The sequence below is a fragment of the Streptomyces hundungensis genome (assembly GCF_003627815.1).
GTDB classification, from domain to species: Bacteria; Actinomycetota; Actinomycetes; order Streptomycetales; family Streptomycetaceae; genus Streptomyces; species Streptomyces hundungensis_A.
Map to the genome: position 1 here is coordinate 2,171,592 of NZ_CP032698.1, position 16,272 is coordinate 2,187,863.

At 71.1% G+C, this 16,272-nt stretch carries 16 protein-coding genes and 1 pseudogene; 11 read left to right on the forward strand and 6 right to left on the reverse strand.

What is annotated here, in order from left to right:
* The first annotated feature begins 12 nt into the window (after positions 1–12).
* Both DWB77_RS09650 and DWB77_RS09655 read left to right on the forward strand, forming a co-directional pair.
* The gene (locus DWB77_RS09650) at positions 13–570 is read left to right on the forward strand and encodes a quercetin 2,3-dioxygenase (RefSeq protein WP_120720856.1); all 558 of its coding nucleotides are present in this window, start codon (positions 13–15) and stop codon (positions 568–570) included.
* Complete coding sequence (locus DWB77_RS09655) at positions 567–1,454, forward strand: alpha/beta hydrolase (protein WP_120727591.1); 888 nt, start codon at positions 567–569, stop codon at positions 1,452–1,454. Before DWB77_RS09650 ends, DWB77_RS09655 begins: the two co-directional genes overlap by 4 nt.
* A 202-nt stretch (positions 1,455–1,656) precedes the next feature.
* Here the strand turns inward: DWB77_RS09655 and DWB77_RS09660 are convergent, their stop codons facing one another.
* Positions 1,657–2,322, reverse strand: coding sequence for a substrate-binding domain-containing protein (locus tag DWB77_RS09660; protein ID WP_246033479.1), 666 nt, complete (start codon positions 2,320–2,322; stop codon positions 1,657–1,659).
* A gap of 105 nt (positions 2,323–2,427) precedes the next feature.
* Here DWB77_RS09660 and DWB77_RS09665 point away from each other — a divergent pair, with 105 nt between their 5' ends.
* The 8 genes from DWB77_RS09665 (at position 2,428) to DWB77_RS09700 (ending at position 10,573) form a co-directional block, all read left to right on the forward strand.
* Positions 2,428–3,195: an IclR family transcriptional regulator gene (locus DWB77_RS09665; RefSeq protein ID WP_120720858.1), complete on the forward strand. Its 768-nt coding sequence runs from the start codon at positions 2,428–2,430 to the stop codon at positions 3,193–3,195.
* Between the two features lie 111 nt (positions 3,196–3,306).
* On the forward strand, positions 3,307–4,518 hold the full coding sequence (locus DWB77_RS09670) for a 4-hydroxybenzoate 3-monooxygenase (RefSeq protein WP_120720859.1): 1,212 nt from the start codon (positions 3,307–3,309) through the stop codon (positions 4,516–4,518).
* Positions 4,519–4,570: 52 nt separating this feature from the next.
* Positions 4,571–5,596, forward strand: coding sequence for an amidohydrolase family protein (locus DWB77_RS09675; protein ID WP_120720860.1), 1,026 nt, complete (start codon positions 4,571–4,573; stop codon positions 5,594–5,596).
* Between the two features lie 17 nt (positions 5,597–5,613).
* Entirely contained in the window at positions 5,614–6,303 is a 690-nt protein-coding gene (gene ligK, locus DWB77_RS09680) for a 4-carboxy-4-hydroxy-2-oxoadipate aldolase/oxaloacetate decarboxylase (RefSeq protein WP_120720861.1), read from the forward strand.
* Positions 6,304–6,322: 19 nt separating this feature from the next.
* Positions 6,323–7,243, forward strand: a complete 921-nt coding sequence (locus DWB77_RS09685) for an amidohydrolase family protein (RefSeq protein ID WP_120720862.1) — start codon at positions 6,323–6,325, stop codon at positions 7,241–7,243.
* A gap of 24 nt (positions 7,244–7,267) precedes the next feature.
* On the forward strand, positions 7,268–8,572 hold the full coding sequence (gene ligA, locus DWB77_RS09690) for a protocatechuate 4,5-dioxygenase subunit alpha (RefSeq protein ID WP_120720863.1): 1,305 nt from the start codon (positions 7,268–7,270) through the stop codon (positions 8,570–8,572).
* A gap of 1 nt (position 8,573) precedes the next feature.
* The gene (locus tag DWB77_RS09695) at positions 8,574–9,548 is read left to right on the forward strand and encodes a Gfo/Idh/MocA family oxidoreductase (protein ID WP_120720864.1); all 975 of its coding nucleotides are present in this window, start codon (positions 8,574–8,576) and stop codon (positions 9,546–9,548) included.
* Positions 9,545–10,573: an aldo/keto reductase gene (locus DWB77_RS09700; RefSeq protein WP_120720865.1), complete on the forward strand. Its 1,029-nt coding sequence runs from the start codon at positions 9,545–9,547 to the stop codon at positions 10,571–10,573. The genes DWB77_RS09695 and DWB77_RS09700 overlap by 4 nt, the downstream gene beginning before the upstream one ends.
* Before the next feature lie 113 nt (positions 10,574–10,686).
* Here the strand turns inward: DWB77_RS09700 and DWB77_RS09705 are convergent.
* From DWB77_RS09705 to DWB77_RS09725, 5 genes and pseudogenes are all read right to left on the reverse strand, one after another.
* Positions 10,687–11,703: pseudogene (locus tag DWB77_RS09705) on the reverse strand (NAD(P)/FAD-dependent oxidoreductase); the annotation flags it as partial.
* A 73-nt stretch (positions 11,704–11,776) separates the two neighbouring features.
* Positions 11,777–12,235, reverse strand: coding sequence for a MaoC family dehydratase (locus tag DWB77_RS09710; RefSeq protein ID WP_120720866.1), 459 nt, complete (start codon positions 12,233–12,235; stop codon positions 11,777–11,779).
* Between the two features lie 67 nt (positions 12,236–12,302).
* The gene (locus tag DWB77_RS09715) at positions 12,303–13,850 is read right to left on the reverse strand and encodes an acyl-CoA synthetase (RefSeq protein WP_120720867.1); all 1,548 of its coding nucleotides are present in this window, start codon (positions 13,848–13,850) and stop codon (positions 12,303–12,305) included.
* Between the two features lie 10 nt (positions 13,851–13,860).
* Positions 13,861–14,748: an amidohydrolase family protein gene (locus DWB77_RS09720; protein ID WP_120720868.1), complete on the reverse strand. Its 888-nt coding sequence runs from the start codon at positions 14,746–14,748 to the stop codon at positions 13,861–13,863.
* 2 nt (positions 14,749–14,750) lie between these two features.
* On the reverse strand, positions 14,751–15,662 hold the full coding sequence (locus tag DWB77_RS09725; RefSeq protein ID WP_120720869.1) for an SDR family oxidoreductase: 912 nt from the start codon (positions 15,660–15,662) through the stop codon (positions 14,751–14,753).
* A gap of 193 nt (positions 15,663–15,855) precedes the next feature.
* On the opposite strand from DWB77_RS09725, the gene DWB77_RS09730 reads away from it, so the two are divergent.
* Positions 15,856–16,269, forward strand: coding sequence for a MarR family winged helix-turn-helix transcriptional regulator (locus tag DWB77_RS09730; RefSeq protein WP_246033480.1), 414 nt, complete (start codon positions 15,856–15,858; stop codon positions 16,267–16,269).
* Positions 16,270–16,272 lie beyond the last annotated feature (3 nt).

Consider the following 16,272-nt stretch of genomic DNA (forward strand, 5'->3'; position numbering starts at 1 on the left):
ACCGGAGGACACATGACCATCGAGTACGCCACCCGCTACCGGCAGGCATCACGGATACCCGCGGAGCCGGGCAAGCCCTACTTCATCGAGAAGGGAGAGGGGGACCGCGCCCATCTGTTCGGCGACCTGATCACCATCTACGCGGGCGGGGAGCAGACCGAGAACACCTTCAACTTCTTCACCGTCGAGGGCCCCAAAGGCGACCTCATCCCGGCCCACCTGCACACCGACACCCACGAGGTCTTCTACATCACCCAGGGCGCGGTCCGGCTGTTCGTCGAGGACACCGAGGGCAACCAGCAGGAGAAGCTGCTCACGCCCGGCGACTTCGGCTTCGTACCGAAGAACTGCCGCCACGCCTACCGCATGGAGCGCCACCACAGCCAGGTCGTCGGCGTCGCCGCCGGTCCTGGAGGCACCTTCGAGCGGTTCTTCGAGAATTTCGGCGCACCTGCCGAGCAACTCGGCCTGCCGCACCAGCCGGTCGTTCCCGCACCCCACAAGTTCGCCAGTGTCCCCGAGCAGTACGACGTACGCTTCCTGCCCGACCACCAGTGGCGGACCCGATGACAACGACCGGACCCTCGCTGCGGGAACTGATCGCCGCACCCCACCCGGACCACGCTCCCCTACCGCCCGCCACACCGAGCGGGCCCGGCGTACGAGAACTGCGCGGCGTCCCCTACGCCGATGTCGAGGGCAGCCGTCCCCTGGAACTCGACCTGTGGCTGCCCTCGGACGACCGGACCGGCCCCTTTCCTCTGGTGCTGTTCGTGCACGGCGGCGCCTGGCGACGAGGCCGGCGCGACGACATGGGGATGCGCACGCGCCACTGGAGTCCCGGGCCCTTCGCGCGCATCGCGGCTGCCGGTCTCGCCGTCGCATGCGTCGACTACCGACTCAGCGGTGAGGCCACCTTCCCCGCCCCGCTGGACGATCTACGCGCCGCACTGCGCTGGCTCACCCTGCGCTCCGCGGAACTCGGCATCGACACCGCGCGCACGGTGGTGTGGGGAGAGTCCGCCGGCGGACACCTCGCCTCGCTTCTCGCCCTGACCCACGTCGATCCGCCACTGGCGGGCGCCGTGATCTGGTACGCACCGAGCGACCTGACCGCCACACGAGGCCGCTTCACCCCCGAGGACGCCACCACTCCCGAGGCACTCATGCTCGGCGCGGCCCCGTCAGCCGTCCCGGGGCATGCCCGCGCGGCCAGCCCCCTCACCCACGTCCACTCCGGCGCGCCACCGTTCCTCCTCGTCCACGGCGAGCAGGACACCATGGTGCACTGCTCACACAGCCAATCCCTCGCCGCGGCACTGGAGGGAGCCCGGGCACCGGTCGAGTTGCGGACGGTGCCCGGCGCCGATCACGGCTGGCACGGGCTTCCCGACGCCCAGGTGGAGGAGATCTTCACCGGCACCCTGGCCTTCGCCCGTCACATCGTGGCCTGACTGCAGCCCGCGATCCCGGGTGCCCGCACCTGGGACTGCGGCTTCAGCAGATCGGTGGCCTCCGCCGTCCCTATCGCAACTACGCCGCCCCGGGGTCCACCTGCCCTCCATGCCAGCGAGCGTGTCATCGCCGAACCTGCGGGAGGTTGTTCGCCGAGCCGGCCCGGCAAGAGCTGAAGCGACGAACCTCCGGCTCGGGTCGCTAGTCCCCAGCCGCCCGCATGCCCCTGGCGCGGGCGGTCCTCGATGCCGCGTCGGAGCCAAGGAGGTCGAGGACTTCGCGGGCGAGGCCCGGCCGGCTGGAGGCGGTCAGTACACCCCCGCTGAACGTCGAGCTGATGGCGGTGTCACCTGGCAGGGGGCCGATGACGACGACGCCCGGCAGGTTCATCAACTCGCTGTGCTGTTGAAAGGCCAGGTCGGCTCGGCCGGACGCCAGCAGGCTGCCTGCCGGTACCCCCGGTTGCGCTTGGACAAGCCGATCGGACAGCGTGTCGGCGAGATCCAGCCGGGTGATCAGATCGATGAGGGCCGTGCCGCTGGGGCCGGTGGAGTAGGCGATCCCCTCCGCGGACGTCAGCGCGGCTCGCAGGTCGGATTCCGAGCCGAGTGCCGGGACGGGTGTTCCTTTCGCCGCGGCGGCGACGACCTGCGAGATCCACAGCGGTCGCGTCGTGCCCTCGAGGATGTGCCCTTCCTTCTCCAGCTCGGCCAGTGCGCCGTCGGCGAGGACGAGCAGGTCGGCCTCGGCGCCTTCGCGCACCCGCCGCGCGATCTCGACCCCGCCGGCGGAATCGAACCGTACGGGGAGCCCGTGAACGAGCCGGATGTGTTCGGACAGCTCGGCCAGCACGGGCCGCGTCGCCATCGAAGACAGCCCAGAGATGTCTCGGTCCACATCGCCTCCTTGGTGTCCGGCAGATGGTAAGGCGCGCGACCGCGTGCCTCAACGCCGGTCTGCGAGACTGGCGACGTGAGCACAACCCGGAGCACGGCGGCCGGCAAGGTCCTGGAGGTCCTCTCGGCCTTCGACCGCGAGCACCCGTCGCAGACGTTGTCGGAGATCGCCCAGCGCACGGGTCTGGCCCTGAGCACCACGCACCGGGTGGTGGCCGAACTGGCGGGCTGGGGCATCCTGGAGCGGGCCGAGGACGGGTCGTGGCATGTGGGGCTGCGGCTCTGGGAGATCGCCTCCGGCTGCCCGCGTACCCAGATCCTGCGCGATGTGGCGCTGCCGTTCATGCAGGACCTGTACGAGGTCACGCACGAGAACATCCAGCTCGCGGTGCGGGAGGGCACGGAGCTCGTGTTCGTCGAGCGGATCGCCGGGCACCGCTCGGTGGAGCTGCTGACGATGGTCGGGACGCGCTTCCCGATCGCCTCCACGGGGATGGGCCGGGTGCTCCTCGCGTACGCGCCGCAGGAGATCCAGGAGGAAGTCCTCGACGCGCCGCTGCGAGCGTGGACCCCGCACACGGTCGTCGATCCGAAGGCGCTGCGGGCGCAGTTGGACCGGATCCGCCGGGAGCACGTCTTCGTCAGCGACCGGCAGCTGTCCGAGAGCACGGTCGCGGTGGCCGCGCCCGTACGGATCGGGCGGGCCGGGCCGGTGAGCGCCGCTCTGGGGGTGGTGATCACGGCGCAGGGCGCGAGCCGTGCGCGCCGGCTGCGGGAGCCGCTGCTGCGAGCCGCGCACGGCATCTCGGAGGAGCTCGGCCGGCGTACCCGTACGACTTCCTGAAGTCCCGGATCGGGACGGGCTTCCGCCTGACGGAAACGGCAGCGACCCGGCATCGGAGCGGGTGTCAACGTTCGGGGTGTTCGGAACGTTCGTAGTCGCTCAGGAGTTGCCATGGCCGATGCCCCCGTCGACACCGTCGCCTCGGTCCCCGTAGCCGTGGTCGGCGCCGGTCCCGCGGGCCTGATGCTGGCGCACCGGCTCGGGCGCGCCGGGGTCGGGACGATCGTGCTCGACACCCGTACCCGGCGCGAGATCGAGACGACGCAGCGCGCCGGGATCCTGGAGGCCGACGTGGCCCGGGATCTGGTCGAGACCGGTGTCTCCGACCGGATCCTGCGGGACGGCCACGAGCACGAGGGCACCGAGCTCCGGTTCGGCGGCCGGGCGCACCGTATCCACTTCAAGGCCCTGGTGGGCGAGTCGGTGTGGCTCTACCCGCAGACCGACGTGTTCATCGACCTGGCCGACGCGCGGGAGCGCGACGGCGGCACGGTCCACTTCGGCGTCAGGGACACCGAAGTCCTCGACATCACCACCGACGCCCCGCGCGTCCGGTACACGGCGGCCGACGGGTCCCGGCACGAGATCCGGGCGCGGTACGTGGTCGGCGCGGACGGGTCCCGCAGCATGTGCCGCGACCTGGTGCCGGAGGAGCGGCGGACGCGGTACGGCAGGGAGTACCCCTTCGCGTGGTTCGGCATCCTCGCCGAGGCGCCGATGAGCGCGCCCGAGCTGATCTACGCCCACTCGGAGCACGGCTTCGCGCTGATCAGCCAGCGCACCGAGGCCGTGCAGCGGATGTACTTCCAGTGCGGCCCCGGCGAGTCCGTCGACGCCTGGTCGGACGACCGCATCTGGGAGACCCTCCAGGCGCGGGTGGCCGGTGAGGACGGCTTCCGGCTGAAGGAGGGGCCCGTCGTCGAGAAGACGGTGCTGCGGTTCCGGTCGTTCGTGCAGGAGCCGATGCGCTGGGGCTCGATGGTGCTCGCCGGGGATGCCGCGCACACCGTGCCGCCGACCGGCGCCCGCGGGCTCAACCTGGCGATGCACGACGTGAAGGTCCTCGCCGACGTCCTGCTGCGGGCCCTCGGTCGGGAGGGCGGGGCCGCGCTGGACGCGTATCAGCCGCGGGCCCTCCAGCGGGTGTGGCGGGCGCAGAACTTCTCGTACTGGATGACCCGGCTGCTCCACACCGCGCCCGGCGCCTCGGCCTTCGACCTGCGGCGCCAGCTCGGCGAGCTCGACAACGTGGTGGGCACGCGCGCAGGACGGACGTACCTCTCGGAGCAGTACACCGGCTGGCCCGCCAGCGCCCAGGACTGATCGCGTCCACGTCCCGGCCGGATCCCGCCCCGACACCCCCAGGAGACCTCCCTTGATCATCGACTGTCACGGTCACTTCACCACCGCACCGCCGCAGTTGGCGCAGTGGCGCGACCGGCAGATCGCGGCCGTCGGCTCCCCCGCGGACGCGCCCGACCCCGACGACCTCGTCATCACCGACGACGACCTGCGCCGGGCCGTCGAGGGCAACCAGCTGCGCCTGATGGACGAACGGGGCAGCGACCTGACCATCTTCTCCCCGCGGGCCAGCTTCATGGCCCACCACATCGGCGACCTCGCCGTCTCCTCGACGTGGGCGCGGATCTGCAACGACCTGGTCCACCGGGTCAGCACGCTCTACCCCGACCGGTTCGCGATGGGCGCGATGCTGCCGCAGTCCCCCGGCGTCGACCCGGCCACCTGCCTGCCCGAGCTGCGCCGCGCGGTCGAGGAGCTCGGCGCGGTGACGGTCAACCTCAACCCGGACCCCTCGGGCGGCCGTTGGACGGCGCCGCCGCTGACGGACCGGAGCTGGTACCCGCTCTACGAGGCGATGGCCACGTACGACATCCCCGCGATGATCCACGTCTCCACGTCTTGCAATCCGGCCTTCCACACCACCGGCGCCCACTACCTGAACGCCGATACCACAGCGTTCATGCAGCTCGTCCAGGGCGACCTGTTCGCCGACTTCCCGACGCTGCGGTTCGTGATCCCGCACGGCGGCGGCGCCGTCCCGTACCACTGGGGCCGGTTCCGCGGCCTGGCGATGGCGCTGGGCAGGCCGGACCCGGAGACGCTGCTCGACAACGTCTTCTTCGACACCTGTGTCTACCACCAGCCCGGCGTCGACCTGCTGACCCGCGTGATCCCCAGCCGGTCCGTCCTCTTCGCCAGCGAGATGATCGGCGCCGTCCGCGACATCGACCCGCGCACCGGCCACCACTTCGACGACACGAAGCGCTACGTCGACGCCACCCCGCACCTGTCGGACGAGGAACGTGCCGCCGTCTACTCCGGCAACGCCCTGCGCGTCTACCCCCGACTCGCCGCCCGCCTCGCCGCGGCCGGCCGCTGACCCCAGGAGGAGCACCCATGGAACACACCGAGATCGGCGTCGTCCGCACCACGGTCGACCGGGCCGACCCCGAGGCCGTCGCCGAGCTGTCGAAGTACGGCGTCGCGACGATCCACGAGGCCATGGGGCGGGTCGGGCTGATGCGCCCCTACCTGCGCCCGGCCCATCCGAAGGCCCGGATGTGCGGCACCGCCGTGACCGTGTTGCTCCAGCCCGGCGACAACTGGATGCTGCACGTCGCCGCCGAGCAGATCCGGGAAGGCGACGTCGTCGTCGCGGCCTGCACGACCGAGAGCGACGACGGCTTCTTCGGCGAGCTGCTCGCCACCTCCTTCCGCGCCCGGGGCTGCGTCGGCCTGGTCATCGACGGCGGTGTCCGTGATGTCACCGACCTGGAGGACATGGACTTCCCCGTCTTCTCCCGCGCGGTCAACGCCAAGGGCACCGTCAAAGCCACCCTCGGCTCGGTCAACGTGCCCGTCGTCTGCGGCAACGCCCTCGTGCGCCCCGGTGACGTGATCGTCGCCGATGCCGACGGCGTCGTCGTGGTGCCACGCGAGCGGGCCGCCGAGGTGGCCGCCGCATCGGCCGCTCGCGAGGCCAACGAGGAGGGCAAGCGCACGCAGTTCCGCGCCGGGAAGCTCGGCCTGGACATGTACGGCATGCGCGGCCCGCTGGCCGAACTCGGCCTGCGCTACGAGGACTGACGAGGACGAACCTGAACCCATGACGACCGACTTCGAGAAGAACCCGGGCTGGCTCGACTGGTACGCCGACCCGAGCCGACCGCGGTTCCGGCTCCCCGAGGGCGCCGTCGACGCCCACTGCCACGTCTTCGGCCCGGGCGCCGCGTTCCCGTACGCGCCCGAACGGAAGTACACGCCGTGCGACGCGTCCAAGGACCAGCTCTTCGCGCTCCGCGACCGCCTCGGTTTCGCCCGCAACGTCATCGTGCAGGCCACCTGCCACGGCGCCGACAACCGCGCCCTGGCCGATGCCCTGCGCGCGTCGAAGGGCATGGCCCGGGGCGTGGCGACCGTACGCCCCGACGTCTCCGACGAGGAGCTGCGCGAGCTGCACGAGGCGGGTGTGCGCGGCGTACGGTTCAACTTCGTGAAGCGGCTGGTGGACGCGGCGCCGCGCCAGGACCTGCTGGACGTGGTCGAACGGATCGCCCCGCTGGGCTGGCACGTCGTCGTCTACTTCGAGGCGCCCGACCTGCCCGACCTGCGGGACTTCTTCCTGTCGATCCCGGTCCCGCTGGTCGTGGACCACATGGGCCGGCCCGACGTCACCAAGGACCCGGACGGGCCCGAATTCGAGGCGTTCCTGGACTTCCTGCGGGCCCGGCCGGACATCTGGTGCAAGGTGACCTGCCCGGAGCGGCTGACGGTGGACGGCCCACCGGCCCTCGACGGCGAGCAGGAGGCGTACCGGGACGTGGTGCCGTTCGCCCAGCGGGTGGTCGAGGAGTTCCCCGACCGGGTGCTGTGGGGCACCGACTGGCCGCACCCCAACCTCACCGACCACATGCCCGACGACGGCCTCCTGGTCGACTTCCTCCCGCACATCGCGCCCACGCCGGAGCTCCGGCACAAGCTCCTCGTGGACAACCCGACGCGCCTGTACTGGCCTGACGCCGACTGATCTCCGTACGATTGGAAGCCCACCATGTCACTGGACAAGACCTACAAGCTGGTGCCGGGGACGACCATCTTCGACGCCGAGCAGTCCGCCAAGGGCTATCACCTCAACCAGTTCTGCATGTCGCTGATGACGGCCGAGAACCGCGCGGCCTTCCTCGCCGACGAGCGCGCCTACCTGGACGCGTGGCCGCTGCGAGAGGAGCAGAAGCAGGCGCTCCTCGACCGTGACCTCAACGCGGCGATGCGCGAGGGCGGCAACATCTACTTCCTCGCCAAGTGGGGTGCGACGCTGGGGTTCTCGTTCCAGCAGATGGCCGGCTCGATGACGGGCATGACCGAGGAGGAGTACCGCGCCATGATGGTCGGCGGCGGGCGCTCGGTCGAGGGCAACCGGATCGACCACGCCGTCCTGGACGCGGCGTACACGAACCCGGAGCCGTCGGCCGAGCACGCCACGATCACCGGCGCCGTCTTCACCTCGCACGTGCCGGCGATCGGCGCGGCCCTGGACCACGGCAAGACCGAAGAGCCGTACTGGCAGCCGGTCTTCGAGGGGTACGCGTACTCCAAGACGTGGGAGCGGGAGAACGTCCCCGACGTGATCTTCCTCGTCTACAACGACCACGCCAGCGCCTTCGACCAGTCGATGATCCCGACCTTCGTCCTCGGCACCGGCGCCTCGTACCCCATCGCCGACGAGGGCTACGGGCCCCGCCCCGTGCCCGGCATCGAGGGCGATCCCGACCTGGCCGCGCACATCGCGCACTCCCTCATCCGGGACGACTTCGACCTCACCCTCGTCAACGAGATGGCCGTCGACCACGGTCTGACCGTCCCGCTGTCACTGATGTTCGGCGACGTCGAGAAGTGGCCCTGCAAGGTCATCCCGTTCCACGTCAACGTGGTGCAGTACCCGGTCCCCTCCGGCGCCCGCTGCTTCAAGCTCGGCCAGGCGCTGCGCAAGGCGATCGAGTCGTACGACCGCCCCCTCAAGGTGCACGTGTGGGGCACCGGCGGCATGAGCCACCAGCTCCAGGGACCGCGCGCCGGCCTCATCAACCGCGAGTGGGACAACGCCTTCCTGGACCGGCTGATCGCCGACCCCGCGGGGCTGGCCGAGGTGCCGCACCTGGAGTACGTCGAGGAGGCCGGCTCGGAAGGCATCGAGCTGGTCATGTGGCTGATCGCCCGAGGCGCGCTGAGCGACGTGGACGGCGCCGTCGAGGTCAAGCACCGCTTTTACCATGTGCCCGCGTCCAACACGGCCGTCGGCCACCTGATCCTGGAGAACCACCCCCGGGCCGAGGCGCCCGCCGAAGGAGAGAACTGACATGACCGACGACCGAACCCTGCGGATCGCCCTGGCCGGCGGCGGCGCCTTCGGCGCCAAGCACGCGGCCGCACTCCGCCGCATCGAGGGCGTCGAGGTGGCCGCCGTCGTGAGCGGCAGCCTGGAGGGGGCCCGGAAGTTCGCCGCCGAGCAGGGCGTGGGCCGCGCCGTCGCCTCCCTGGACGAGGTGCTGGCGATGGACGACATCGACGCCGTCATCCTCGCCACCCCCACCCAGATGCACGCAGCGCAGACCCTGGCCTGCCTCGACGCGGGCAAGCACGTGCAGACCGAGATTCCGCTCGCCGACTCCCTCGCCGATGCCGAGGCGTGCCAGTCGGCGCAGGAGCGCACCGGGCTCGTCGCGATGGCGGGCCACACCCGCCGCTTCAACCCCAGCCACCAGTGGGTGCACCGACGGATCGAGGCCCGCGACTACAACATCCAGCAGATGGACGTGCAGACGTACTTCTTCCGCCGGGAGAACCTCAACGCGCTCGGGGAGCGCCGCTCCTGGACCGACCACCTGCTGTGGCACCACGCCGCGCACACGGTCGACCTCTTCGCGTACCAGACCGGCTCCCCGATCGTGCAGGCCAACGCGATCCAGGGCCCGATCCACCCCGAGCTGGGCATCGCGATGGACATGTCGATCCAGCTGCGCGCGGCCAACGGCGCCATCTGCACCCTGTCTCTGTCGTTCAACAACGACGGCCCGCTCGGGACGTTCTTCCGCTACATCGGCAACACCGGCACCTACATCGCCCGGTACGACGACCTGTTCACGGGCAAGGACGAGCCGATCGACGTAAGCGGGGTCGACGTGTCGATGGACGGCATCGAGCTCCAGGACCGCGAGTTCGTCGCCGCGATCCGCGAGGGCCGCGAGCCGAACGCGTCCATCGCCCAGGTCCTTCCCTGCTACCGGACGCTGGCGGCGCTGGAACGGCAGCTCACCGCCGCCGCGGGCTCGTGACCGCGCCGACGCGGGCCGGCGCGGGATGGTCCCCGCGCCGGATCGGGCCCTTCGAGGTCCCGGCCGTCGGCCTGGGTTGCATGAACCTGAGCCACGCCTACGGCGTCGCGCCCTCTGCGGAGGACGCCGAGCGGCTGCTCCTGACGGCGCTGGAGGAGGGCGTGACGCTCTTCGACACCGCCGCCCTCTACGGCTTCGGCGCCAACGAGGAGCTGGTCGGACGGGTGCTCGCCCGGCACCGGGACCGGATCGTGCTGGCCAGCAAGTGCGGCATGACCGGCGTCGACGGCCGCCGCGTCATCGACGGCCGCCCGGAGACCCTGCGGCGTACCGTCGACGAGGCGCTGGCCCGGCTGCGTACCGACGTGATCGACCTCTACTACCTGCACCGGCTCGACCGGGCGGTGCCGGTGGAGGAGAGCGTCGGGGCGATGGCCGGGCTCGTCGAGGCGGGCAAGGTGCGGGCCCTGGGCCTGTCCGAGGTGTCCGCCGCGACCCTGCGGCGGGCCCGCGCCGTGCACCCGATCGCCGCGCTGCAGAACGAGTACAGCCTGTGGACGCGCAATCCCGAGCAGGGGACCCTGGAGGCGGCCCGTGAACTCGGCGTCGCCCTGGTGGCGTTCAGCCCGCTGGCCCGGGGGTTCCTCACCGCCGCACCCCCGGACTTCGGCGCTCTTCCCGCGGGTGACATCCGCCGGGGCATGCCCCGCTTCGACGAGCGCCACTATCCGGGCAACCTGGCGCTGCGGAGCGAGCTGGAGAAGATCGCCGGCGGTGCCGGCGTCACCCTGCCGCAGCTGGCCCTGGCCTGGGTCCTCTCCCGTGGTTCCCACGTCGTGGCCATTCCGGGGACCCGGTCGGTTCCTCACCTGCGGGAGAACCTGTCCGTCCTCGACCTCGACGTACCCGGCGAGGCCCTCGAAGCGGCCGGACGGGTGCTGAACGGCACGACCGTCCACGGGGCCCGCTACAACGAGGCCACGCTCGCCGAGATCGACACCGAGCGCTGCGGGCGAGCAGGCTGAAGGCGGGTCGGGGCAGCGGTACCAACCCCCGTGTTGGTACCGCTGCCCCGACCCGCCTTCGTACGGGAAGTGGCCGCCCACACCGCCGCAGCCCGGGCGGCGAGAGCTTCCGGTCAGCTGCCGAAGCCGAGGCCGAGGCGGTCGAGGGTGCGTAGCCAGAGGTCGCGGCGGCCCTGGTTGCGGTCGGCGCGGGCGAGGGAGCGTTGGGTGATGCCGATACCGATCGAGCGGAAGGGCTCGGGCGGGAAGGGCAGGGGCTTGCGGCGTACGAGTTCGAGGGCTGTGCGCTGGGTGGACGCGCCGGCCAGGAGGTCCAGCATCACCTCGGCGCCGAAGCGGGTGGCGCCTACGCCGAGGCCGGTGAAGCCGGCGGCGTAGGCAACCTTGCCGCGGTGGCTGGTATCGAAGAAGACACAGAAGCGGGTGCTGGTGTCGATGGCCCCGCCCCAGGCGTGACTGAAGCGGACGCCTTCCAGCTGGGGGAACGTCGTGAAGAAGTGGCGGGCCAGGGTCGCGTAGGTCTCGGGGCGCCGGTCGTGCTCGGCGCTCACCCCGCCCCGGAAGTGGTGGACGACGTCGTAACCGCCCCACAGAATGCGGTGGTCGGTGGTGATCCGGGCGTAGTGGAAGTAGTTGGCGGGGTCGGCCCAGCCCTGCCGGTTGTGCCAGCGGACCGAGGCAAGCTGCTCCTCGGTCAGCGGCTCGGTCACCAGCGCGTAGTCGTAGACCGGGACGGTGTACGGGCGGTGCCGGCGAAGCAGCGAGGGGTACGCGTTGGTGGCGAGTGCGACGCGTGCGGCGGTGATCCGGCCATAGGGAGTGCCGACGGAGACGACGGCGCCGTGCTCGTCGAGGGAGAGCGCCGGGGTGTGTTCGTGTATGCAGACGCCGAGGTCGAGGCAGGCGCGCTTGAGACCCCAGGCGAGGCGGGCCGGGTTGACCATCGCGGTGTCGCTCTTGTTCCAGACGGCGCCGAGGAAGGTCGTGGAGTCTATCTCGGCGCGGACCTCGTCGGCGTCGAGGAGGACGGTGTCGGCCCCGTGGCGGGCGGCCGTCTCTGCCTCCTCGGCGAGCCAAGCGACCTGGTGGGGCTCGGTGGCGACGACGAGAGAGCCGGTGCGCTCCCAGTCGCGTCGAGGACGGTTACCAGGGCGCGGGCGAGGTCATCGTTGCCCCGCCCGCGCCATGGCGGCCCGCCGCCGGTCAGGCGTAGTGGCGGTAGACGGCCTGGGCGACGCAGGCCGGCTTGTCGCTGCCGTCGACCTCGACGGTGAACGTCAGCGGCATCTGGACGCCGTTGCCCTTGACCTCCTCCACCGTGCCGACGACACCGTGGAGGCGGATCTTCGCGCCGACGGGGACGGGGCTGGGGAAACGGACCTTGTCCAGGCCGTAGTTGACGCTCATCTTGGTGCCGGTGATGCCGAGCAGCTCCCCGAAGAGCGGAATGATGAGGGAGAGGGTGAGGTAGCCGTGGGCGATGGGGCCGCCGAAAGGGCCGTCCTTGGCCTTCTCCGGGTCGGTGTGGATCCACTGGTGGTCGTCGGTGGCGTCGGCGAAGGTGTTCACCCGCTGCTGGGTGATGTCGAGCCATTCGGTGCGGCCCAGGTCGGCTCCGCTGAGGGCCTTGAGACCGTCGAGGCCGTTGGCGGTGGTGGGCATGGAAGTTCCTTTCGATGACGTGGGCAACGGTGAGCGCGGCCATGAATGGACGCTGCCCGGACGTCTCTTACGGGTGGGGACGATCGGTGGGACCGGTCGCATAGGTGTCGCGTACGGCGGGCTTGATGATCTTCCCGGAGGCCGTGCGGGGCAGCGCCTCGGTCACGACGAGGGACTTGGGGATCTTGTACTTGGCAAGCCGGCCGCGCAGGTGGCCGAGGATGTCGTCCTCGTCGGCGTGGGCACCGGGTTCGAGGACGACGACGGCGCGGCCGACCTCGCCCCAGACCGGGTCGGGCACGCCGATGACCGCGCATTCGGCGACGGCGGGATGGGAGAGGAGCACGTCCTCCACCTCGGCCGGGTAGACGTTCTCCCCGCCCGAGACGAACATGTCCTTGACGCGGTCGACGATGTAGGCGTACCCGTCGTCGTCGACGCAGGCGACGTCGCCGGTGCGCAACCAGTGGTCGTCGGTGAAGGCGGCCTCCGTGTCCTCGGGCCGTCCCCAGTAGCCGGTCATGACGTTGGGGCCGTGGACGAGGATCTCGCCGCGCTCGCCGGGTTCGGCGGCGCGGCCGCCGGGCAGGACCACGCGGGTGTCGGTGAAGAAGTGCGGCACGCCGGCGGAGCCCGCCTTGGCCGAGGTCTGCTCCCGGTCCAGGTAGAGGACCCCGGGGGACGCCTCGGTCATGCCGTAACCCTGACTGAAGGCGAGGCCGCGGTCGAGGTACGCGGCGATGGTACGGGCGGGCACGGGTGCGCCGCCGCAGTTGAGGGTGCGCAGGCTGGACAGGTCCGTGGTCTCCCAGCGGGGCCGCGCGGCCATGGCGTCGTACATGGTGGGGACGCCGAACATGTACGTCACCCGCAGGTCCTCGATGAGCTCCAGGACGCGCTCGGCGTCGAAGGCTCCGAGGAGGACCACCCGGCCGCCCTTGAGCAGGGTCGGCAGGCAGGTCATGTTGAGCCCGGCGGTGTGGAACAGCGGCGCCACGACGAGGGTCACCTCGTCGCCGGCCAGGTCGGTGTCGACGAGGACGTTGACGCTGTTCCAGGTGATGTTGGCGTGGGAGAGGACGGCGCCCTTGGGGCGGCCCGTAGTGCCGGAGGTGTACATGATCATGCACGGGTCCTCGGGCGCCACGGCCTCGTCCAGCGGTCCCGTCCCGGCGCCGATGAGCAGCTCTTCGTAACCGAGGGCGCTCTCCTCGTCGGGGCAGGCGACCGCGATCCGGTGCCGTATGCCCGTCTCGACCGCCGCGGCGCGGGCCGCCTCGGCCTGCTCGTGCGCGTGGACGAGGACGGTGCTGCCCGAGTCGGCGAGGTTGTACGCCAGCTCCTGTGCCGTGAGGCGGGTGTTGAGCGGGACGAAGACCGCCCCCAGGGTCCCGGCGGCGAACAGGGTCTCCAGGAACGCCGGATGGTTGGGGCCGAGGTACGCGATCCGGTCTCCCCGTGCCACGCCCAGCGCGCGCAGGGCGTGGGCGAGGCGCAGGACGCGTTCGTGCAGCTCGCGGTAGGTCAGGGTGCGGTCCTCGTGGACGACGGCCACCCGGTCGGGGGTCTTGCGGGCCCGGCGCGCCGGCCAGGAACCGATGCCTTGGTTCAACACGGCGTCTCCTTCAGCCCGTGGTCAGACCGAGCAGTCGGGCGGCGTTCTCCTTGAGGATCTTCGGCCGGACCTCGGGCTTGATGTCGAGCTTCTCGAAGTCGGCGAGCCACCGGTCGGGGGTGATGACGGGATAGTCGGAGCCGAAGAGCACCTTGTCCTGGAGCAGCGTGTTCGCGTAGCGCACGAGCTGCGGCGGGAAGTACTTCGGGGACCATCCGGACAGATCGATGTACACGTGCGGCTTGTGGGTGGCGACCGCCAGGGCCTCGTCCTGCCAGGGGAAGGACGGGTGGGCGAGGATGATCCGCAGTTCCGGGAAGTCGACGGCCACGTCGTCGACCGGCATCGGGTTCGAGTACTTCAGGCGGATACCGCCGCCGCCCGGGACGCCGGCGCCGATGCCGGTCTGGCCGGTGTGGAACAGGGCGGGGACGCCGAGTTCCTCGATGGCCTCGTACAGCGGGTAGGCGAGCGGGTCATTCGGGGAGAACGCCTGGATGCTGGGGTGGAACTTGAACCCCCGGACTCCGTGTTCTTCGACCAGCCGGCGGGCCTCCCGTACGCCCGCGCGGCCCTTGTGCGGGTCGATGCTGGCGAAGGGAATCAGGGTGTCGGCGTGGGCGGCGCAGCTCTCGGCGATCTCCTCGTTGGAGATCCGCGGGTGACCGGTGGCGTGCTCCGCGTCGACGGTGAACACCACCGCGGCCATGCGGCGCTCCCGGTAGTGGTCGGCCATCTCCTCGATGGTCGGCTGCCGGTGGCCGTGGGCCTTGAAGTACGCCTCGGAGGCACCGAACAGCTCCGGACTCAGCGCCCCGTGGCCGTCCTTGGAGATCTCCGCGTGCGTGTGCACGTCGATGGCGGTGAGCCGGTCGAGGTCGAGCGCGAGGTCGCCCATGCTCACGCCTCCGGTGCCTGGGGCGCGGGGATGCCGTAGGTCTCGGGCTCGGCGCCGACGCCGTCCGCCCACCCGGCGGCGATGGCGTCGGCGCTCCAGCCACCGTCCGCGAAGGCGATCGCCTTCTCCTTGGGGTGTGCCCAGAGGGCCAGCCGGTCGCCGCCGATGCCGATCGCCTGCCCGGTCACTCCGTCGGAGTCGTCCGAGGCCAGGAAGGTGATGAGCGCGGCGACATCCTCGACGGAGCCGAGGCCCTCGTCCTTGCGCAGCCAGTCCGGCAGCGGCTTACCGGTGCGCTCGGACTCCTCGATGACCGGGGCGAACGCCGGGATGGTCTTGGTCATATCGGTGGCGGCGACGGGGACGACGGCGTTGACGGTGATACCGGCGCGGCCCAGTTCCATGGCCCAGGTGCGGGCCATGGCGACGATGCCGGCCTTGGCGGCGGCGTAGTTGGTCTGGCCGAAGTTGCCACGCTGCCCGGCCGGGGAGGAGATGAGGATCAACCGGCCACTGGTGCCCTGTTCGCGCATGCGGACGGCGGCCGCGCGGGCGCAGGTGAAGGTGCCGCGGAGGTGGACGCGGACGACGTCGTCGAAGTCGTCGTCGGTCATCTTCCACAGCACGCGGTCACGCAGGATGCCGGCGTTGGTGACGAGGACGTCCAGACGCCCGAACTCCTCGACCGCCGTGTCCACCAGCCGCTGCGCCGACTCGCTGTCACCCACCGCCGCGACGACACCCGTCGCGGTGCCGCCCTCGGACGTGATCGAGGCGACGGCGGCGTCGACGACGGCCTGGTCGACATCGTTGACGACGACGGCGGCGCCGGCCGCGGCGAGGGCCTGCGCGTAGGCCAGTCCGAGACCGCGTCCGCTGCCGGTGACGACGGCGACCTTGCCCTGAAGATCCATGAGGTACCTCTCGTGAGGGGCGGGAGGGGAATGCCGAAAGCGCCGACACGAGCCGGGATCGACAGGAATCCTGATGAAGGCCAGTCTGGGCATCAACAGGTTTCCTGTCAATGTCTTAGGGTGAGAGGCGCCACCACCCCGGCGGCAGCGACATGGCCCGCCCCACGCGGACGATCACCACGGGAGAACGAACGTGAGCACCTCACTGCTCTATCTGCTCAAGAGGACGGAGCTGGCGGTGCGCGCCCGCCTGGAGGAGCTGCTCAAGCCCGCCGGGATCACCGCGTTGCAGTACACCGCTCTGACGGTGCTGGAGCGGCACGACGGCATCTCCGCCGCGCAGCTCGCCCGCGACTCCTTCGTCACCGCCCAGTCGATGGCCGACATGGTCCGCGCGCTGGAGAGCCGGAGTCTGATCCGCCGCGAACCCAACCCCGCCAACCGCCGCGAACGCCTCATCCTGCTCGCCGACCCGGGGCGGCGACTGCTCGCCGAGTACGCCGGGCAGGCCCGAGCACTGGAGGAGCGCATGGTCGCCGACCTGAGCGCCGAGGAGGTCGGCGTGCTGAGGGAAGCCCTGGTCACGGCGTGGCGGGCGCTGTCCTAGCCG